20 protein-coding genes are annotated in these 21080 nt (G+C 38.4%); 16 read left to right on the top strand and 4 right to left on the bottom strand.

Annotated features, from left to right (window positions below; genetic code table 11):
• Nucleotides 1–164: 164 nt before the first annotated feature.
• From ppdK to AC1VS3_RS03855, 7 genes are all read left to right on the top strand, one after another.
• Nucleotides 165–2792, top strand: a complete 2628-nt coding sequence (gene ppdK, locus AC1VS3_RS03885; protein ID WP_008689122.1) for a pyruvate, phosphate dikinase — start codon at nucleotides 165–167, stop codon at nucleotides 2790–2792.
• Between the two features lie 364 nt (nucleotides 2793–3156).
• Nucleotides 3157–4173 carry a pyruvate kinase gene (gene pyk, locus AC1VS3_RS03880; protein WP_008689121.1) on the top strand — a complete coding sequence of 339 codons (1017 nt, stop codon included), beginning with the start codon at nucleotides 3157–3159 and terminating at the stop codon, nucleotides 4171–4173.
• 389 nt (nucleotides 4174–4562) lie between these two features.
• Entirely contained in the window at nucleotides 4563–6251 is a 1689-nt protein-coding gene (leuA, locus tag AC1VS3_RS03875; RefSeq protein ID WP_008689120.1) for a 2-isopropylmalate synthase, read from the top strand.
• 215 nt (nucleotides 6252–6466) lie between these two features.
• A complete protein-coding gene (gene leuC / locus AC1VS3_RS03870; RefSeq protein WP_008689119.1) occupies nucleotides 6467–7729 on the top strand; it encodes a 3-isopropylmalate dehydratase large subunit in 1263 nt (420 codons plus the stop codon).
• 3 nt (nucleotides 7730–7732) lie between these two features.
• Nucleotides 7733–8224, top strand: a complete 492-nt coding sequence (gene leuD / locus AC1VS3_RS03865) for a 3-isopropylmalate dehydratase small subunit (RefSeq protein WP_008689117.1) — start codon at nucleotides 7733–7735, stop codon at nucleotides 8222–8224.
• Complete coding sequence (gene leuB, locus AC1VS3_RS03860) at nucleotides 8221–9300, top strand: 3-isopropylmalate dehydrogenase (RefSeq protein ID WP_008689115.1); 1080 nt, start codon at nucleotides 8221–8223, stop codon at nucleotides 9298–9300. Before leuD ends, leuB begins: the two co-directional genes overlap by 4 nt.
• 69 nt (nucleotides 9301–9369) lie before the next feature.
• Nucleotides 9370–10515, top strand: a complete 1146-nt coding sequence (locus AC1VS3_RS03855) for an amidohydrolase (protein ID WP_008689113.1) — start codon at nucleotides 9370–9372, stop codon at nucleotides 10513–10515.
• Between the two features lie 257 nt (nucleotides 10516–10772).
• On the opposite strand, the gene AC1VS3_RS03850 is transcribed toward AC1VS3_RS03855, so the two are convergent.
• On the bottom strand, nucleotides 10773–11240 hold the full coding sequence (locus tag AC1VS3_RS03850; protein ID WP_008689111.1) for a transcription factor: 468 nt from the start codon (nucleotides 11238–11240) through the stop codon (nucleotides 10773–10775).
• 79 nt (nucleotides 11241–11319) lie between these two features.
• The gene (locus AC1VS3_RS03845) at nucleotides 11320–12204 is read right to left on the bottom strand and encodes a LysR family transcriptional regulator (protein ID WP_008689109.1); all 885 of its coding nucleotides are present in this window, start codon (nucleotides 12202–12204) and stop codon (nucleotides 11320–11322) included.
• 100 nt (nucleotides 12205–12304) lie between these two features.
• Here AC1VS3_RS03845 and AC1VS3_RS03840 point away from each other — a divergent pair, with 100 nt between their 5' ends.
• From AC1VS3_RS03840 to AC1VS3_RS03815, 6 genes are all read left to right on the top strand, one after another.
• Nucleotides 12305–12871 carry a chromate transporter gene (locus AC1VS3_RS03840; RefSeq protein ID WP_008689107.1) on the top strand — a complete coding sequence of 189 codons (567 nt, stop codon included), beginning with the start codon at nucleotides 12305–12307 and terminating at the stop codon, nucleotides 12869–12871.
• Complete coding sequence (locus tag AC1VS3_RS03835) at nucleotides 12868–13431, top strand: chromate transporter (protein WP_008689105.1); 564 nt, start codon at nucleotides 12868–12870, stop codon at nucleotides 13429–13431. Before AC1VS3_RS03840 ends, AC1VS3_RS03835 begins: the two co-directional genes overlap by 4 nt.
• Before the next feature lie 145 nt (nucleotides 13432–13576).
• Nucleotides 13577–13900 carry a hypothetical protein gene (locus AC1VS3_RS03830; RefSeq protein ID WP_008689103.1) on the top strand — a complete coding sequence of 108 codons (324 nt, stop codon included), beginning with the start codon at nucleotides 13577–13579 and terminating at the stop codon, nucleotides 13898–13900.
• 133 nt (nucleotides 13901–14033) lie between these two features.
• Nucleotides 14034–14753 (top strand): VTC domain-containing protein, encoded by a 720-nt coding sequence (locus tag AC1VS3_RS03825; RefSeq protein WP_481275520.1) that lies wholly within the window; start codon nucleotides 14034–14036, stop codon nucleotides 14751–14753.
• Nucleotides 14735–15409, top strand: a complete 675-nt coding sequence (locus AC1VS3_RS03820) for a DUF4956 domain-containing protein (protein ID WP_008689099.1) — start codon at nucleotides 14735–14737, stop codon at nucleotides 15407–15409. The genes AC1VS3_RS03825 and AC1VS3_RS03820 overlap by 19 nt, the downstream gene beginning before the upstream one ends.
• On the top strand, nucleotides 15399–17144 hold the full coding sequence (locus AC1VS3_RS03815; protein ID WP_008689098.1) for a carbohydrate-binding domain-containing protein: 1746 nt from the start codon (nucleotides 15399–15401) through the stop codon (nucleotides 17142–17144). Before AC1VS3_RS03820 ends, AC1VS3_RS03815 begins: the two co-directional genes overlap by 11 nt.
• A gap of 49 nt (nucleotides 17145–17193) precedes the next feature.
• Here AC1VS3_RS03815 and AC1VS3_RS03810 read toward each other — a convergent pair whose 3' ends face one another.
• Nucleotides 17194–17652, bottom strand: coding sequence for a GNAT family N-acetyltransferase (locus AC1VS3_RS03810; RefSeq protein ID WP_008689096.1), 459 nt, complete (start codon nucleotides 17650–17652; stop codon nucleotides 17194–17196).
• Entirely contained in the window at nucleotides 17642–19027 is a 1386-nt protein-coding gene (locus AC1VS3_RS03805; protein WP_008689094.1) for a CCA tRNA nucleotidyltransferase, read from the bottom strand. The genes AC1VS3_RS03810 and AC1VS3_RS03805 overlap by 11 nt, the downstream gene beginning before the upstream one ends.
• Before the next feature lie 56 nt (nucleotides 19028–19083).
• Here AC1VS3_RS03805 and mnmM point away from each other — a divergent pair, with 56 nt between their 5' ends.
• From mnmM to AC1VS3_RS03790, 3 genes are all read left to right on the top strand, one after another.
• Nucleotides 19084–19647, top strand: a complete 564-nt coding sequence (gene mnmM / locus AC1VS3_RS03800; protein ID WP_008689092.1) for a tRNA 5-(aminomethyl)-2-thiouridylate-methyltransferase MnmM — start codon at nucleotides 19084–19086, stop codon at nucleotides 19645–19647.
• Nucleotides 19644–20282, top strand: a complete 639-nt coding sequence (locus tag AC1VS3_RS03795) for an HAD family hydrolase (protein WP_008689090.1) — start codon at nucleotides 19644–19646, stop codon at nucleotides 20280–20282. Before mnmM ends, AC1VS3_RS03795 begins: the two co-directional genes overlap by 4 nt.
• A gap of 176 nt (nucleotides 20283–20458) precedes the next feature.
• On the top strand, nucleotides 20459–20998 hold the full coding sequence (locus tag AC1VS3_RS03790; protein ID WP_008689088.1) for a flavodoxin family protein: 540 nt from the start codon (nucleotides 20459–20461) through the stop codon (nucleotides 20996–20998).
• Nucleotides 20999–21080: the final 82 nt, after the last annotated feature.

Below are 21080 nucleotides of genomic sequence, written 5' to 3'. Positions count from 1 at the left end.
GAAATTATTTTAGCATGCGAAAAAACCTTTGTTCATAAGCTGTTATTAGTTTTTAGCGAGTGAGAAAGGAAGGGATAGTGAAATTAGCACTAGGAAAACACACGAAACTTTGGTATAATGTAAGCAAGTAAATGTAAACGATTACATAAGAGGAGGAATGCTTGATGAGTAAAAAGTATGTTTACCTTTTCAGTGAAGGAAATGAAAACATGCGTGAGCTGCTTGGTGGTAAAGGTGCCAATCTGGCAGAGATGATGAATCTTGGAATGCCTGTGCCTTATGGTTTCACAGTCACAACCGAAGCCTGCAATCAGTACTATGCAGACAATGAAACTATTAATGAAGGAATTCGCAAAGAAATTTTTGAATATTTAATGAAATTGGAAGAACTGGCTGGAAAACAGTTTGGTGATCCAAAGAATCCATTGTTAGTATCCGTAAGATCTGGTGCGCGTGCATCTATGCCAGGCATGATGGATACCATTTTAAATTTAGGTATGAATGATGAAGTGGTAGAAGGTGTTGCCAAGCTGATGGACAATCCTCGTTTCGCTTATGACTCTTACCGCCGTTTTATTCAGATGTTTGCTGATGTTGTCATGGGTTTAAACAAGGCTAAATTTGAAGAGATCATTGATGAAATGAAAGAAACAAAGGGCGTTGAACAGGATACGGAATTAGATGCTGAAGATATGAAGGTCATGGTAAAACGCTTTAAGAAGTTCTATCAGGAATCTCTAGATGAGGAATTCCCATCGGATCCTAAAGAACAATTGTATCGTGCAATCGAAGCTGTTTTCCGTTCTTGGAACAACCAACGTGCGATTTTCTATCGTAAGATGAACGATATTCCGGGTGATTGGGGAACTGCGGTAAATGTGCAGATGATGGTATTTGGTAATATGGGTGATGATTGCGGTACCGGTGTTGCCTTTACACGTAATCCAAGTACCGGTGAAAACAAGCTGTATGGTGAATTCTTGATGAATGCGCAGGGCGAAGATGTTGTAGCCGGTATCCGTACACCACAGACCATTGATCAATTAAAGGTAATTGCACCTGCTGCTTATGATAAGTTTGTAGAAATCTGTTCTACCTTAGAAAAACATTACAAGAATATGCAGGATATGGAATTTACGATTGAAAAAGGTAATCTATTCATGTTGCAGACGCGTAATGGTAAACGTACAGCAGCTGCCGCATTAAAGATTGCTTGTGACATGGTAGATGAAGGTATGATCACCAAAGATGAAGCATTGATGATGGTAGAACCTAAACAGTTGGATGCCTTATTACATCCACAATTTGATGCAGAAGCTTTAAAGAAGGCAAAACCAATTGCATCGGCATTGCCTGCTTCTCCTGGTGCAGCTTGCGGACAGATCGTTTTCTCTGCTGAAGAAGCAATCGCGGAAACAGCATTAGGACATAAGGTTATCTTAGTTCGTTTGGAAACTTCTCCGGAAGATATTGAAGGTATGCATGTATCTGAAGGTATCTTAACCGTGCGCGGTGGTATGACATCTCATGCAGCTGTCGTAGCTCGTGGTATGGGTGCTTGCTGCGTATCCGGTTGTGGTGATATCGCGATTAATGAAGAAGAAAAATATTTTGAAGTAAAAGGAAACCGCTATAATAAAGGCGACTATATTTCTCTAGATGGTTCTACTGGTAATGTGTATGGTGAAAAGATCAAGACTGTGCCAGCAGAAATCTCCGGTGACTTTGAACGTTTCATGAATTGGGCAGATGAACGCCGGACGTTAAAGGTTCGTACAAATGCCGATACGCCTCGTGATGCACAACAGGCAGTGAAGTTCGGTGCGGAAGGTATTGGTTTGGTTCGTACGGAACATATGTTCTTTGAAGGTGATCGTATCAAAGCGGTTCGTGAAATGATCGTTTCTAAGACAGAAGGTCAAAGAAGAAAAGCGCTGTCGAAATTATTGCCTATGCAAAGAGGCGACTTTGAAGGTATTTATGAAGCAATGCAAGGTATGCCGGTAACCATTCGTTATTTGGATCCACCTCTGCATGAATTCTTACCAACAAGCTCTTATGATATTGCACAGTTAGCAAAAGATATGAAGATCGATCTGGATGAATTGAAAAATGTTATCAGTGGACTTCATGAATTTAACCCTATGATGGGACATCGTGGTTGTCGTTTGGCTATCTCTTATCCGGAAATTGCCGAAATGCAGACAACAGCGGTTATTGAAGCAGCAATTAATGTAAACAAAAAACATCCGGATTGGAACATTGAACCGGAAATCATGATTCCATTAGTTGGTGATAAAGCAGAATTGAAATATGTAAAAGATGTTGTCGTACGTACAGCAGATGAAATTTTAGCAAGAGAAAATATTGATATGAAATACCATGTTGGTACCATGATCGAAATTCCTCGTGCAGCATTATTGGCAGATGAAATTGCCGAAGAAGCTGAATTCTTTAGCTTTGGTACAAACGACTTAACACAGATGACATTTGGTTTCTCTCGTGATGATGCCGGTGGATTCTTGAATGATTACTATGAAAAGAAAATCTTTGAACAAGATCCATTTGCCAGAGTTGACCAAAAGGGTGTCGGCAAACTTATCGAACTGGCAGTAGCCGGCGGACGTAAAACACGTCCAAACATCAAGCTTGGTATTTGTGGTGAACATGGTGGAGATCCAAGTTCTATCGACTTCTGTCATCGTATGGGATTGACCTATGTATCCTGTAGCCCATTCCGTGTACCAATTGCACGTTTAGCTGCAGCACAGGCCGCTATTACGAACGGATAAACTTATGGAATAGTAATTTCCTAATATCAAATAAGGAAGATTAAAGTCATAAATCGTCATTAATGATTTTAACGCTTCCTTTTTCTTTTTAGTGAAAGAAAATTTATGAGAAAGTGATACTTCCTTTAAAATTGCTTTAGATGATGCAAAACATCATGATTGTGACTTCTAATATTATCGAAAGATAAAGGAAAACAGCAAATCGGATAAAACGGTTATGCCGCATCACATGTTAAGGTTAAAAAACACGGTAAGTGATACTAGGTGGTATCGTTCACGTTTATGATATAGATTCATAAAAAATCTAATAGTTATTTTTGAGCGGCTTTGTTATAATGTAAAAAAAGAAATAGTGTGAGGGTATATGGAAAAATTAGAAATTTATGGTACATTAGGTCCAGCATGTGCAAACAAAGAAATACTGAAACAGATGTTTTTCAGTGGTATGAATGGTATTCGATTGAATTTATCACATGTGAATTTAACAGATAGTCAAGAATGGCTGACAATCTTACATGAGGCCGCAGGAGAAGCAAATGTGGAACCAAAACTGTTGATCGATATGAAAGGGCCGGAATTGCGTATAGGAAAATTAGATAAGCCTATACATTTAATCGAAGGAGGTATCGTTTGTTTGGGAACAGAAATAGCAGTTCCTGAACAAGTTTATGGACATGTACCGGTTGGGCAAAGGATTTTATTAGACGATGGTAAATTCTTATTGGAAGTGCAGGAAGTAAAAGGAAAAAATATTATTTGTAAGGTTCTTCATGGTGGTGAACTCACTTCTAGAAAATCTTTGGCACTGCCGCATCAGCATATCCAGATGCCGGTTTTGACACCAAGTGATATGGAAAATCTGCGCCTGGCTAAAAAATATGGAATTACGGGTATTATGCAGCCTTTTGTCAGAAATGCAGAAGATTTAAAAGCATTGAAACAAATAGTGAGAGAATTGGATGCGGAATCTTTAGAAATTTATGCAAAGATTGAAAACATGGATGGAGTCAGACATTTAACAGAATTGCTGCCCTATTGCGATCATATTGTGATAGCACGTGGAGATTTAGGCAATGCCATGCCATTGTATGAATTGCCGATGGTACAAAAACATATCCAGGATATTTGTCATGCTTATCATAAGCCTTATATGGTCGTAACACAGATGTTGCATTCTATGATGACACAACCAACGCCTACACGCTCTGAGGTGAGTGATATTTTTTATGCGGTATATCATGGTGCATCTGGAATTATGCTGACAGGAGAAACAGCAGCTGGAGCTTATCCGAAAGAAGCTATGTCATTTTTTGCACAAACGGCACGTTCGGCTCAAAACGTATTGAAAAGGGAAGCAGCAAATCAGAAAATTCAACATTGAAAATATTTTCAGAAAAAAATTAAATGAAATTTACTTTTTCTGTTGACATTTTACATAGAATGATATATCCTTTTGGTAATGATGAAATAGCATTGATCGGGACCAGATGAAAGATACGTCACACCGTAGAGAATTGCCGGCTGGTGAAAGGCATGTGGACACTGGAATCAACTCACCCGTGAGCTGTGATCTGAACATGCATTGCATAAGTAAGCATCACCGGGACTGCTCTACCGTTATCATTGAGCTCTTATTCAACAGGATAAGAACTAAGTGGATGAGTGTTCATCAAGTGAAGTGGTACCGCGGATAAAGCAGACAGCTTTCCGTCTTCAAAATAAGAAGATGGAAGGCTTTTTTATTACAAGGTAGAAAGAGGAGGACATCACATGGAAGGATATCAAAAGTACAAACGGCAATATTATATGCCTCCAACGGATTGTATGGATTGGACCAAAAAAGAATATATTGAGAAAGCACCAACATGGTGCAGTGTTGATTTACGAGATGGCAATCAAGCATTGATCGTGCCAATGAGCTTAGATGAAAAACTGGATTTCTTTGAATTACTAGTAGAAATTGGTTTTAAAGAAATTGAAATTGGCTTTCCTGCAGCCTCACAAACCGAATTTGAATTCTTACGGAAACTTATCGATGAGAACCGCATTCCAGAGGATGTTACGATCCAGGTGCTGACACAAGCACGTGAGCATATCATCCGCCGTACCTTTGAAGCAGTGAAAGGTGCAAAAAATGCTGTGATTCATTTATACAATTCCACATCTTATGCACAAAGGGAACAGGTGTTTAAGAAAAGCAAAGAAGAAGTATTAAAGATTGCGGTAGAAGGGGCAAAACTGTTAAAACAGCTGACCGAAGAAGATGGTGGAAATTATCGCTTTGAATATTCTCCGGAAAGCTTTACAGGAACCGAAGTCGATTATGCTTTAAAAGTATGCAATGCGGTCTTGGACGTTTGGCAGCCTACAGCGGATAACAAGGTTATCATTAATCTTCCGGTAACCGTGGAAATGAGCATGCCACATGTGTATGCCAGTCAAATCGAATACATGTGTAAGCATATGAACTATCGGGAAAATGTTGTGGTTTCCCTTCATCCGCATAATGATCGTGGCTGTGGTGTTGCGGATACAGAGATGGGTATTTTAGCAGGTGCTGATCGTATTGAAGGTACCTTATTCGGTAATGGCGAACGTACTGGAAATGTCGATATTGTCACTTTAGCAATGAATATGTATGCGATGGGAGTCGATCCTGAATTGGATTTTTCAAATATGCCTCATATCGTTGAGGTATATGAAGCCTGTACACGCATGAAAGTCGGTATGCGTCAGCCTTATGCCGGGCAATTGGTATTTGCGGCATTCTCCGGTTCACATCAGGATGCTATTGCGAAAGGGATGCATTATCGCGATGCCAAAGACCCACAACACTGGACCGTTCCATATTTGCCAATTGATCCAAGAGATGTCGGCAGAGTGTATGAGACAGATGTCATTCGCATCAATTCACAAAGTGGCAAAGGCGGCGTTGGTTATATGCTGGAAGAATATTATGGCTATGAACTTCCAAATGATATGCGAGAAGAAGTTGGCTATTTCATGAAGAATGTGAGCGATCATGAACATAAGGAATTGCTGCCAAATGAAATCAATGATTTATTCCAAAAAGAATATATGAATGTGAATGCACCTTATGCGTTAAACGATTATCATTTTATAAGGGAAAATGATAAAGTTACTTGTACGATGAACATCACCTATGAAGGGATGAATCGATACATTACCGGTGTTGGAAATGGACGTTTAGATGCTGCTAGCAACGCTTTGCGTGATAACATGAATCTAACATTTGATATCTTAGATTATAAAGAACATGCCTTAAGCAAGGGATCTACTTCTAAGGCAGTATCTTATGTCAAAATCATTGACTGTCGCCAAAAGAACCAATGGGGTGTCGGTTTACATGAGGATATTATCGCTTCCAGTGTGAAGGCCTTATTTGCGGCTATTAATCGAGCTGTTATACAAAAACGAGCAACACAACAACAGAACTAGGGGAAATTGATTAACTACAGTAAAGGGTTGTCTCTGATAAGGGGATAGTAAAGATTCTAATAAGAAAAGATAGAGACAATAGAGCCATCTGCATAAGGATTGGCTTCGCGTATGAAAACATACAAGCAAGAATAATACAAAAGTTTTATATCATAGTGAACAAAAAGACGATATTTCAATGTACTTCATGTACATCGTGTAGGAGGTAAAACAAAATGGGTATGACAATGACACAAAAGATCTTAGCAGAGCATGCACATGTTGCTGAGGTCAAAGCCGGACAACTGATTGAAGTTGATCTTGATATGGTATTAGGGAATGATATCACATCACCGGTTGCTATTAAAGAATTTGAGAAGTATGGATTTGAACAGGTATTTGATCCTGGTAGGGTGACGATGGTGATGGATCACTTCGCGCCGAACAAGGATATTAAAGCTGCGCAGCAATGTAAAGCTTGCCGTACCTTCGCATACGCAAAGAACATCAAACACTTTTATGATGTAGGCGAAATGGGCATTGAACATGCGTTATTGCCAGAAAAAGGCATCGTCGGTCCTGGAGAATGTATCATTGGAGCAGATTCACACACATGTACGTATGGAGCTTTAAATGCATTTTCAACAGGTGTAGGCAGTACCGATATGGCAGCCGGTATGGCAACGGGCAAATGTTGGTTTAAAATTCCTGAAGCGATCAAGTTTGATTTGCGTGGGAAATTAGCGCCGAATGTCAGTGGGAAGGATGTCATACTTCATATCATCGGAATGATTGGTGTAGATGGTGCTTTATATAAGTCTATGGAATTTAGCGGTGTTGGTTTGCGAAATTTGACAATCGATGATCGCTTAGCGATGGCCAATATGGCAATTGAAGCAGGGGCAAAAAATGGTATCTTTGCCTATGATGAAATTACCGAAGCTTATGTGAAAGAGCGTGTTCATCGTCCATATAAAACATATGAAGCAGATAGTGATGCAGACTATGCAAACGTATATCATATTGATCTTAGTGCCATTAAACCGACAATTGCGTTTCCACATCTGCCAGAAAATACGAAAACGATGGAGGATATAAAAGAAAACATCGTCATTGATCAGGTCGTCATCGGTTCTTGTACGAACGGTCGCCTATCTGATATGGAAACAGCGGCAAAAATTCTAAAAGGAAAGCATGTGGCAAAAGGAGTACGTACGATTATCATACCGGCAACGCAAGCTATTTATAAAGAATGTATGAAACGTGGGTATATGGAAATCTTTATCGATGCTGGCTGTGTAGTATCAACACCAACCTGTGGCCCTTGTTTAGGCGGCTATATGGGAATCTTAGCTGAAGGGGAACGCTGTGTAGCAACGACAAATCGTAACTTTGTCGGACGTATGGGACATGTGGAATCTGAAGTATATCTGGCAAGTCCGGCAACGGCTGCGGCAAGTGCAATCGCCGGTCATATTGCTGTTTGGGAAGGAGAATAAAGGATGGAAACAAAAGGTTATGCACATAAATATGGTGATAATGTAGATACGGATGTTATCATTCCGGCACGTTATTTGAATACTAGTGATCCAAAAGAACTGGCCGAAAAATGTATGTGTGATATTGATGCGGATTTTGTAAATAAAGTAAAAGCCAACGATATTATGGTGGCAGGGTTTAATTTCGGTTGTGGATCTTCAAGAGAGCATGCACCAATTGCCATTAAGGCTAGTGGAATTTCCTGCGTGATTGCAAAAAGTTTTGCCCGTATCTTTTATCGCAACGCTATCAATATCGGCTTGCCGATATTAGAATGTCCGAAAGCCAGTGAGCGAATCGATACTGCGGATGAAATTGAAATTAATTTCGATACAGGTGAAATTATCAATCATACAAAAGGGGAAAGTTATCAAGCAGAACCATTTCCTGCTTTTATCCAAAACATTATGAAACATAATGGTTTGATGAATGCTATCAAGGAGGGGAAGGAATGAAAAAACATATCGCAGTAGTTCCCGGAGATGGAATAGGTCCGGAAATTGTAAAAGAAGCTATTAAAGTGTTAGATTGTATTGCTGAAAAGTATGATCATGAATTTACGTATACGCATGTCATTGCAGGTGGCTGTGCCATTGATCAATTTGGTAAAAGCCTACCAGAAGAAAGTCTGCAGCAATGTTTGAATTCTGATTCGGTTTTATTAGGCGCTGTTGGCGGTCCTAAATGGGATGATGTAGATCCTAGTATTCGTCCTGAAAAGGCCTTGTTGGGTATTCGTAAGGAATTGGGCTTGTATGCAAACTTACGTCCAGCTAAAATCTTTCCGCAACTTGCAGATGCATCGCCATTACGTCAGGATATTGTAGCAAAAGGTATTGATTTTATGGTCGTACGGGAGTTAATCGGTGGTGTATACTTTGGGGAAAAGAAGACAGAAGAAATCAATGGCGAACTTGTCGCAAGTGATCATATGAATTATGCGGAACATGAGATCCGCCGCATTGCCCATACGGCTTTCCAAACTGCCTGTAAACGTCATCATAAGGTCATATCTGTGGATAAAGCAAATGTATTAGATACCTCACGTTTATGGCGTAAGGTCGTACATGAAGTTGCCAAGGAATATCCCGATGTTGAGGTTGCGGATATGCTGGTAGATAATACGGCGATGCAAATCGTAAAAAATCCTGCGCAGTTTGATGTTGTCGTCACAGAAAATATGTTCGGTGATATCTTAAGTGATGAAGCAAGCATGATTACTGGTAGTATCGGTTTGATTCCAAGTGCATCTTTAGGGGATAGCAAGCGTGGTATGTATGAGCCAATCCATGGTTCTGCACCAGATATTGCAGGGCAAAATATTGCGAATCCGATCGGAACGATCTTAGCGGCAGGTATGATGTTGAAATATGCATTCGATTTAGATACGGAATATGCGCAAATAGAAAAAGCAGTAGAAGATGTATTAGCAGATGGCTATCGCACATCCGATATCATGGAAGACGGGAAAAAACATCTGTCTTGCAGCGAGATGGGAGATAAAATCGTCGAATATTTGAATAAGGCATAGGCAACTATGTCTTTTGTCATAAGAAGTATTAGGGTAATAAATAAGTTATAAATAAAAGGAGAATGGATAATGTTATTAAAAAATGCACAGATTTATACAATGGAAGAAGAACAGGTCATAAAAGGCGATATCTTAATTCAAAATGGGCGAATTGCGGCAATCGGGCATGTGGAAACGGAAGATGAAGTATGCATTGATTTGAATGGAAAACGCGTTTACCCGGGAATGGTAGAAGCTCATTGTCATTTAGGTATGGAAGAAAGTGCCATTCGCAGTGAAGGTAATGATGTAAATGAGAGCAGTGATCCTATCACACCGCAGGTAAGAGGCATTGATGGCTGCTATCCGTTGGATGAAACGATTGTAAATGCTCGTAATGCCGGTATTACAACAGTAGCGGCTGGTCCTGGAAGTGCCAATGTCATTGGCGGAACCTTTGTTGCATATAAGACGTATGGTGTCAGCATGGATGAAATGGCAATTAAAAATCCGGTCGCTATGAAATGTGCTTTTGGTGAAAATCCAAAACGTGTGTATCAGGATTCTCGTATCAAAACACGAATGAACGTAGCTGCTTTATTAAGAGAAACCTTATTTAAGACCAAGGAATATCTTGCAAGAAAAGAAGCAGCACAAGGGGATATCACGAAGATGCCTGCTTTTGACATGAAACTAGAAGCGATGATTCCGGTGATTCAGAGGGAACTGCCTTTAAAATGCCATGCCCATCGCTGTGATGATATCTTAACTGTTTTAAGAATTGCGAAAGAATTTGATATTAAGGTGACTTTGGATCATTGTACGGATGGGGAAATAATTAAGAAACAAATAAAAGACAGCGGTTTTGCGGCAATTGTTGGACCTTCCTTAACCCACAAATCAAAATATGAGTTAGCTAATAAATCTTTTAAAACACCTTATGAATTATATAAAGAAGGTATTCTGATTGCGATAACTACGGATTCTCCGGTAGTACCTCAGGAATATTTGCCATTGTGTGCAGGATTGGCGATGAAAGAAGGATTACCGGAAATAGAAGCAGTCAAGGCGATTACCATTAATGCAGCAAAAATATTAGGCTTGGATGAGCGCATTGGCAGCTTAAAGGTTGGTAAGGATGCAGATATGGTAATATGTGATGGTTCTATATTGGATCCGCAAACAACGGTATACCATACCATTATTGATGGGGAAATCGTTTATTCCAAGGCATAAGAAAGAACAGCAAGTAGAACTGTTATTACTTTACGTATTTGAGAGAATCACAGTATTTGAAAAATACATATCAATTTTGGAAGATGTTTTATTGTATTGATGATGTTAAAAGAACTATTTGTGAATGGGCTCATGAAGGGTAAATAACAAGCAAAAAGTGTAGATGATATAGGAAAAAAGAAGATTACAAGCTATTACATCATCAATTAAATAGCTTTGCTAATCTTCTTTTGCTTTGTCTCTTATTATCTTTCTTGTTATGAAGAAGCTTGTAGGGTGTTACTTAATACTTCTTTCCATTCTTTTAATTTCGGTGCGGTGATTTTAATCACATTTGCTTCTTTCGTTTCAACAATCAAAGCTTTTCCCAACAGACCGAATTTTCCATCACGTACTTCCTTTATCATTGTAATAGGAACCGAAACTACACCATAATTACTTGTAATTTTATTCATGATGGAAGCAGTGAGAACCGTGGAACGATTAAAACCCTCTAATTTTTCCGGTATGACAAGAAAGCGCTGATTCGTAAGTATGATCGTCGCATTTGCACTCATTTTTCCAAAAAATTGCTTATCCTCCATAGTATAAGTGCCTGGCGAATTTCTTATAATCTTTTCACTGTTTACCTTTATTAAATCAGTACCGCATACAGGACAATAGATGATTTCATCATTGGTATCATCAAGGGTGTATGCACAAATGGGACATGTAGTTGTTTTCATAAAGTATAAGACCTCCTATTTTCATTTTGTTTTATCACATTTTTAAGTATACCATAGGATACAGGCAGTATGAATATCATTATTGTAAGGTTGTTACCTGTAAAGCAATGTTGATGAAATCCTGCATGGCAGGAGTAACATATTTATTGTGATGATAGATAATGAAATATTTACGCTGCAGATTAATGTCTTCTACATACAGACGCTGGATGGATTGGTTTTGTAAGTCTTCTTTCACCATCTGATAGGGCAATATGGAAATGCCAAAGCCTCGTTGCACTCCTTTTACCAAAGCTCTGGTACTGGCACTTTCCCAAATAGGAGTGACATTCATATTGTAAAGCTGTAGGATAGAATCAATGACAGCTCTGGTACCACTGCTGCGTTCTCTTAACAAAAAAGGTTCTTGCAAGAGATCCGCAAAACTTAAATGTTCATGTTTGGTAAACGGATGCTCATTGGCACATAAGATGACCAGCTCATCTTGAAAGAAAGGTAATTTTTCTATGGATGGATGTGTTGGGATACCTTCTACCATTGCTAGATCTAATTCATTGTTTAAGATCTTACTTTCCAGCATAGCGCTTGTTTCAATTAAAACCTGACAGTTTCGTTTTGGATAATTTTGTTGATATTGGGCAAGAAAATCACATAGAAAAGAGTTCGCTATGGTGATACTAGAGCCAATATGCAATGGTTCATATTCACTGACACTTTGAATGGATTCCTCCATTTCATTGAATAAAGAGGTGATATGTGTTGCATACTTTAAAAGGCGTTCACCTTGTTCTGTGATATAAAGCTTGCGTGATATACGATCAAACAAGGTGATTTGATAGTATTCTTCCAATTCGCGAATGGCTAAGGATACGCTAGGCTGTGCAATGTGGAGCATAGCAGCAGCTTTTGTAACGCTGCCACATCTACAAACAGCCGCAAAGATGCGTAAGTGTCGTAATGTCATAAAAAAGCCCCTTTCATAATAAAATCTTATAAACTATATATGATAATACTATTTTCATTATAAACTAAGAAAGCATATAATAAAAGCAGAAGGTGATGGAATGGAAAGAAATTTTACTTTATATAGAAAATTGTTTACCTCAACATTTTATTTGAGTGCATTCACATTTGGTGGCGGTTATGTCATAGTTCCTTTGATGCGTAAGGAATTTGTGGAAAAGCTGAAATGGATTGATGAGAAAGAAATGATGGACATGGTAGCAATCGCCCAGTCCAGTCCTGGAGCGTTAGCAGTAAATGCATCTGTCATTATCGGATATCGCTGTGGTGGTGTCTTGGGGGCACTTGTTACTGTTTTTGGAACAATCTTGCCGCCTTTGATCATTCTTTCTGTAATTTCTTATTTTTATGAGGCCTTTGTATCCATTAAATGGATTCAGATCATGTTATTTGGTATGCAGGCAGGTGTTGCGGCTGTAATTTGCGATGTTGTTTGGACGATGGCAAAAGAAGTGGCGTCACAACCTCAGAAAATTTATATTGCCGTCATGTTAATAGCTTTTTTTGCGAATGTGGTATTGCATCTGCATTTGTTAATTATCATCATTGGCTGTGGAATTCTTGGTTTTCTAATTGAACGTTATGCGAAAAGGAGGCCAATTCAATGATTTATTTACAGTTATTGTTAAGCTTTTTACAGATCGGCTTGCTTAGTATTGGCGGTGGATATGCAGCTTTGCCAATCATCCAAAGTCAGGTTGTTGATTTACATCATTGGATCACGATGCGTGAGTTTGCGGATATTTTAACGATCTCACAAATGACGCCTGGTCCTATCGCTATCAATGGTGCTACGTTTGTCGGTACGAAAATAGCGGGCTTGCCCGGTGCTATCGTGGCAAGTGTCGGTGTGGTAATTCCTAGTTTCATCATTGTTTTAACCCTGGCATTTATCTATTATAAATATCGTCAGTTGGATACCATACAAGCGGTCTTAAAAGGCTTAAGACCAGCAGTTGTTGCCTTGATCGCCAGTGCAGGTTTATCATTAGCAATGTCAGCTTTCTGGCCGGATGGAAAAATGCAGTTAGCAACCATCAGCTGGGAAAGTGTTGGCTTGTTTGCTGTTGCTTTCTTTATCTTGCGCAAGTATAAAAAAAGTCCGATCGTCGTTATGTTTTTATGTGGTGTAGGTGCTGTACTACTTTCATTTTTTGGCATAAGTTAAGCATAAAGCTATTTAGAAGACTATTTATAGGAACGATAAGTTTATGACCTAAAGTAAATAAAAACTTTAGGTATTTTTTTATTGTTACATAGATATTGTCACAAAGTATTCTAAAATGAAACTATCAGAAAGGATGGCGATAGTTATGAAAGGTTTTCAGATACATACAAAAGCAGTACGAATGGAAGAGCATTTACAACAGGCGATGCGCATACGCACAGATATACAAATAAAGGAGCTAACAGATATTACGATGATCTATGATCGTCCGATTCAATTATGCGGTGATGTTTTAACGGTTTTAGAAAATCGGATAGACGATCCAAATGAGTTGGCAACGATACAAGATATCAAAAGGAAGTATTGTCGTTACCATAGCTATATTTTATCACAGCTGGATGAAGAAACCTTAGATGCTCTTTGTGAGGATCTAGCAAAACTTAGTAAGACGAATACGACGAAAGCATGACATCATGCTTTTTTTCATAGTTGTGTTGAAAGAAGCAAAAAGAACAAATGCAAACAGTATTTTCACATAATCTTCAGACAACAGCCATCTTTACATCGCTAAACTTCGATATGCTTAAGTGGAGGTGATGAGAATGAAACAACAGACGATTCAACGGGTAGAAAAGAAATATGTATTATCAACAGCTGTTTATGAAACGATCTTTACGCAGATAGCACCCTATCTTGTGAAGGATATATATCCAACCAGTCATATTTATAATTTATATCTAGATGGAGATGATTATCATATGATTACAACTTCTATGCAGAAGCCGTTATATAAAGAAAAATTACGGTTGCGTAGTTATGCACCAATGAGCTTAAAAGATAATAGTATGGTTTTTCTGGAAATAAAGAAAAAATATAGACAAACCGTATGTAAGCGACGGTTAGAACTGCCTTTGCAGGAAGCCATGTATATGCTAGAACGACATGATCGAAAGGATTCACAGATTGCACGTGAATTGTGTTATGCACTAGCCTTTCATGCAGCTTTACCTAAAGTATATATCGCCTACGATCGATGCTCTTATGTAGGTAAGCAAGAACCAGGATTACGCATTACATTTGACAAACACATCAGAGGACGCATGCATAAGTTAAATTTACAGGATGAAGAAGGGACATTTCCTTTATTTGAAAAAGATCAAGTGCTGATGGAAATCAAAGCATGTGGAAGTTATCCCTTTTGGTTGGTAGAGGCTTTATCTAAGCTGCAGATTTATCCAACTTCTTTTTCTAAAGTTGCCAATATCGTAATGAAGGAAGCAAAACAGAAAGGTGGAAGACAAACATGTTTACAAGCATTTTAACAGATTTAAGTGAAGGATTAACGATAGGACAGGGAGTTATCTGTACCTTTAGTGCACTAGGTTTAGGCATTTTGATTGCTTTAGTTTATCGTATACAGCATGTGGCTTCGCGTAATTTTATGTTAACGCTGGCTATTTTACCTTCCTTGGTCCAGTTTGTTATCATGATGGTGAATGGAAATCTAGGTACTGGTGTTGCAGTTGTAGGAGCCTTTTCTTTGGTTCGTTTTCGATCAGTGCCTGGCAGCAGCCGTGAGATTACCTTTATCTTCTTTGCGATGTCCATCGGCTTAGCCATCGGTATGGGCTTTGTTAGTTTTGCTTTTTTTATGAGTTTATTGATATCTATATTTTCCATCGCTTTACAAAAAATCCCTTTATTAAAACCATCCACGCAGTTTAAAGAATTAAAGATCGTCATTCCTGAAGATTTAGATTACACAGAAGTTTTTACGGATATTTTAGCAACGTATACGAAGAAGCAAGAGTTAATACGGGTAAAGACCATGCAGTTAGGCTCCATGATTGAATTGCTATATGAGATAGAATTAAAGGATAGCATGATGGAAAAAGAAATGATTGACGCGATTCGGGTTAGAAATGGGAATTTAAGCGTAATCTGTGCAAGAAGACAGGTGAATGTAGATGAACTATAGAACAAAGAAAACCTTTTTATGTATCATGATGATATTATGCTTGAGTGGTTGTACACAATCACAAGAAGCAACAACGAAAAAAACAACATCCGCCACTAAAGAAACGACATCAAAGAAAAGCAGCTTAGATGTCTTTAAGGAAAATGATTATTACAGCGATTATCAAACGGAAGAAACAACGACCATTGCATTATCTTCCCAAACCACAGATGTCAAGATTACAAGTGCTGGTTGTTATGTTTTAGAAGGGAGTTTACAGAAGCACAGTATCATCGTAGATGCCAAGGAGAATGATGTAGTGCGTATTGTATTACAGAATGCTAGCATACAAAGTGCTTCTACAGCACCTATTTATGTAAAAAAGGCAAAGAAGGTCATACTATCCTTACCACAAGGAACTAAAAATAGTATAACTGACACGGATAGCTATGAAGTCAATACAGATAAAGAACCGACGGCAGCCATCTTTAGCAAGGCTGATTTGACCATCAATGGCAGTGGCGAATTACAGGTGAATGCCTCATATAAAAATGGTATTCAAAGCAAAGATAAACTGAAATTGCTAGATGCAAACTTACAGATAAGCGCAGCTAATGATGCAGTAAAAGGGAAAGATGCATTGTATATTTGCGATGGCACATATACGATCAAAGCCAATAAAGATGGATTCGTAACGACGAATCAGGAAAAAGGTGCCATGATCCTTGAAAAAGGAACTTTTCATATCACAGCAAAGCAAGATGGCATTCAGGCAGCTACGACCTTACGTATCTTAAATGGAACGTACACGATTGTAAGTGGTGAAGGAAGTGTTAATGAAGTGGCACAGAATCAGCAGCCTTGGGGTGATTTTAAGGATCATGAGGAGACAGATGAAAAAAGCAGTAAAGGTATGAAGAGTGGAAAAGCGATGCTTATTGAAAATGGTAGTTTCTCTATCAATGCCCATGATGATGCAATTCATAGCAATACGACAATACAAATAAAAAAAGGAACATTTACTTTAAAGAGTGATGATGATGGTATCCATGCGGATCAAAAGCTTACAATCGAGGATGGTACGCTCCAGGTGAAACAAAGCTATGAAGGCTTGGAAGCCTTACATATCGTTATTAAAGGTGGTAAAATTTCGGTATGTGCCAGCGATGATGGAATAAATGCAGCAGGAGAAGGCAATCCAGTATTGGAGATTTTCGGTGGATATACGTATGTCGATGCTTATGGCGATGGTGTGGATAGCAATCAGGATATCGTAATGGAAGATGGTACGTTGCTTATCATGGGACCTGATACTGGCGGGAATAGTGCTTTGGATTATGATGGCCGTTTTCAAATGAATGGTGGAACACTTATTGCCTTAGGCAGTAGTGGCATGGCAATGGCTCCATCTAGCAATAGTAAACAAAACAGTGTAATGCTTAATGTCGATGCTTCATTAGCGGCAGGAAAAGCCATATATTTAGAGGATGCTGATGGAAAGTTTGTGATAGGTGCAGTTCCTACGCGTACGATACAATCCATTGTTATTAGCTCTTCTGATATAAAGAAAAACGCTGTTTATCAAATCATGACAAATGGTACGGCAAATAAAAAGCGTGATATCATGGCAACGAATGCAACAAATGGTGACAAGCTTACCAGTTTAACGATAGAAGAAACCATTACCACTTATGGAAACAGTGGTATGATGGGAAAGCCCAGTGGTGGTATGCCTCCAAGGGGCGGAAGACCATAAAAAAGCAGATAATAAAAAAGGAAAAAGAAAAAGCTGATAAACAGCTTCATTACGAAAATAGATTTAATTTATAAATATCACAATGATCTATATGATCAATAAAACGGAAATGGTTTTTAAGGGCTATGCGCTTTGTTGATTCCTGTTCTGGAACACATTCAATAACTAAGTTTTTCCTTTTTTGCTTAGCATCGCATAGCATAGCTTCGGTCAATTCTTGTGCATAACCTTTTCGCCATTCTGTTTTATACAATACCCACCCTATTTCATAACTGCTTTCATCATACGGGTGATAGATGATGTATCCAATTAAATTTCCACACATATCTTCTACTGCGAAGATAAGCGGATGTTTGTGTAAACCTGCTTCTTGTAAAAACTGTTCTGTTCTTTTTAAAGTATATGGTTTTTCTAAATACCGCATAACCTCTTTATCGGAAAGTAATTTAAATAAATCCGCAAGATCATCTGGTTGAAATCTTCGGATATGTAATCTCTTAGTTTTCATAAGCATCTCCTATGTATTCACAAACGTTAAGGAATTCTGTTTTAATATATCTTTCTAAGATATCTTTTTCATTGCGTGATGGCTCCTCCAACACCCACTCATAAACTGCTTTTAATACATCGCCAATGGTTTTACCTTGAAAGCCAAGCTGTATGAGATCATGGCCATTGATTGCCAAATCTTTCATGCTTAGCATATCTTTCTCTTTTTCCATGATTGACAAAAGTCTTTGACAGCTTTTTATAATGACGATTTTTTCATCAGACTTTGTTCGATTTTTTGCCATATCATCTGCAAGCTGGATATCTAGAGCCTGTTTTGCCAAGGTGAAGTCATTGTGGAAATGAGCAACAAAGCGTCGTAAAGTAGAGCGCTTTTCATGCACATAGTAATCATGATAGCGAATAAACAGACATACGGTTTCAATCGTTTTGTTATCGTACTTTAAAGCTTTCATTTGCTCATATGCGATTTGTTCACTGACATAAGCATGCTTTTTGTAATGCGCAATGCCGTTATCATCAAAGCTTTCACAAGCAGGTTTGCCCCAATCATGAAAAATAATAGCAAGCTTACTTTCTAAGGGATATCCTTTGGTATGATTTAAAGCGATATCGGTGTGCTGAAACACATCGTAAATATGCCAAGGTGTTTTTTGTTCATGCCCATACAAAGCACTATAGCCTGGTAAGATTTCATCCAGTACATGGAAGTCGTATAACAGCTGTAAGGTATTTGCTTTTTCTCCCATTAACAAACGATTGAATTCTTCTCGAATACGCTCCTTGGAAACATAATGTAATAAGTTATGATTTTGCTGTATGGCTTTTCCGCACGCTTTATCAAGTGTGAAATCAAGGACACAGGAAAAGCGTAAAGCACGAAGCATACGCAAGGCATCTTCTTGAAACCGCGTGGTAGCATCACCTACGCAACGAATGCGTTTTTGTGCAATATCTTGTGCTCCATGAAAGGGATCGTAAAGGCCATAAGTAGGATCATAAGCAATGGCATTCATGGTGAAATCGCGACGTTTTAAATCTTCTTTTAGATCCTTTGTGAAGATGATTGCGCTAGGATGGCGATGATCATGATAAGTTTGTTCTATCCGATAGGTTGTGATTTCCACAGGTTCTTTGTTTACTAAAACTGTTATGGTGCCATGCTTGATGCCTGTAGGAATCACTTGATAACCTTTTGCGGCAAAAATCTGCATGGTTTCTTGGGGTAGGGCGTTGGTGGTGATATCATAATCATGCGTTTTACGTTGCATTAGCATATCACGAACACAGCCGCCAACAAAATAAGCTTCATAGCCAGCTTCCTTTAATATGGTTACAATCTTGATCATAGATGGTGGAATGTTATTTTTCATAGCTTTTACCTCAGGGTTATTATATAATGATATCGTTCAGGAAAAAAGGAGAAACAATGAAAAAAATAGTTGAAATGGCACATCAACTGATAGAAGAACATGTAGGTGAACATAGTATAGCAGTTGATTTTACGATGGGACAGGGCAATGATTTGCTGTTTCTTGCACAACTTTCTGACGTAAAGATTGTTCATGGTTTTGATATTCAAGAGGAAGCTGTGAAGATGAGTGAAGAAAAACTGAAAACAGCCGGACTTTTAGAAAAGGCAAAGCTACATCTTGTTGGGCATGAGCATTGTGATGCGTTTCTTGATGGTTATGATATCGGTATTTTTAATTTTGGTTATTTACCCCATGGAGATGAAACCATTACCACGATGCTAGATACCAGCAAGCTAGCGGTAGCAAAGGCTTTAAAGCTTTTACATAAACATGGCTTGCTAGTTTTGGTCGTGTATCCAGGACATGAACAGGGACAAAAAGAAAGTGCGTATTTTAACAGCTGGTGTGAAGAATTGGATGGACATTGTTTCAATGTATTGCAGATGCGTATGGTGAATCACAAACAAGCACCTTATATTTTAGCAATACAACGTATTAGGGAGGAAAAGAAGAAATGATAAAAGCAGTTATTTTTGATATGGATGGTGTGCTGGTGGATAGCGAACCAGAAAATTTAAGATTGTTAAAGGAGTTTATGGAAGGCTATAATGTGCATGCAGATGATGCATTTTTAGCTTTTTTAGTTGGCAGTTCTTATACCTTTACATGTGAGGAATGCATTCGTATCATGGAAAAGGATTGGAGCGTAAAAGAATTCAGTGAAATTTATGAAGCCTATGCGGCTGAGCATCCATTTCGTTATGGCGAAGTCGGCAATCCTTATGTAAAAGAAACCTTGGATTGGTTAAAAGAACATGGATATAAAACCGCAGTCGCAAGCAGCAGTTTCTTATCACAGATTGAAGAGATGGAACAAGATTGTGGCTTGGATGGTTGTTTTGATGTGAAAATCAGTGGTGAGATGTTTGAAGAAAGCAAACCAAATCCGGAAATTTATTTGCATACGGCACAGGCTTTGGGAGTAAAACCAGCGGAATGTTTAGCCATCGAGGATTCTTCTTATGGTATCGAAGCGGCAAGACGTGCCGGAATGAAAGTCTTTGCGTATCGTGATGAACGCTACGGTGTTGATCAAAGCAAAGCAGACAGCATTATTGATGATATGCGTGATGTTGTAGCCTATTTGAAGTAAGTAGTGATAAATCAGGATTTAAGAAAACGTAGTATATTAGAGGATCGTGCATTGGGTATTGTCCTCTTTTTTTGGCTTATATGCTTTATAGGCATAGATTACTTTACCATTTAAGCATTTGTCTGGAATAGGAGTTGACTATATAATATGGATAAAGATACTATGGAGGTGTTTTAATGAAAAAAATCGTTATCTTATCAACAAGTCTTCGTCAAAACAGTAATTCAGATAGATTAGCAAAGGAATTCGCCAGAGGGGCTATCGAAGCGGGACATGAAGTTACCTATATTCGCCTGTTGGATAAAAATATCCATTTCTGTATCGGTTGTCTAGCTTGTCAGAAAAGTGGTGTCTGTGTGTTGCAAGATGATATGACATCTATTTTAGCGGCCATGAAAGCTGCAGATAGTATCGTATTTGCTACACCAATTTATTATTATGAGATGAGTGGGCAGATGAAAACCTTATTGGATCGCAGTAATCCACTATTTTCAGCGGAGTATCAATTCCGCGATATTTATTTACTAATGAGTGCTGCTGAAGAAGAGGAAGATATCATGGAGCGTACAGTACAAAGTCTTGGTGGTTGGATCGAGTGTTTTGATAAAACGGTTTTAAAAGGCGTTGTACGAGGTGTTGGAGTTACCGATGTCAATGAGATGAAGGAAAAAGAGGAATTTTTGTTGCAGGCATATAAGCTAGGAAAGCAGGCATAAAGTGACTTGACTTTCATGCTTATTAAAGAATGTATTCGGATTTTTAAAGATGTTTTTTAATTCATAATGTCTTTCTTGTTTG

The sequence above is a fragment of the Longicatena sp. genome (assembly GCF_982403165.1).
Note: the sequence above shows the minus strand (reverse complement) of the source record. Positions and strands in the feature narration are given on the sequence as shown.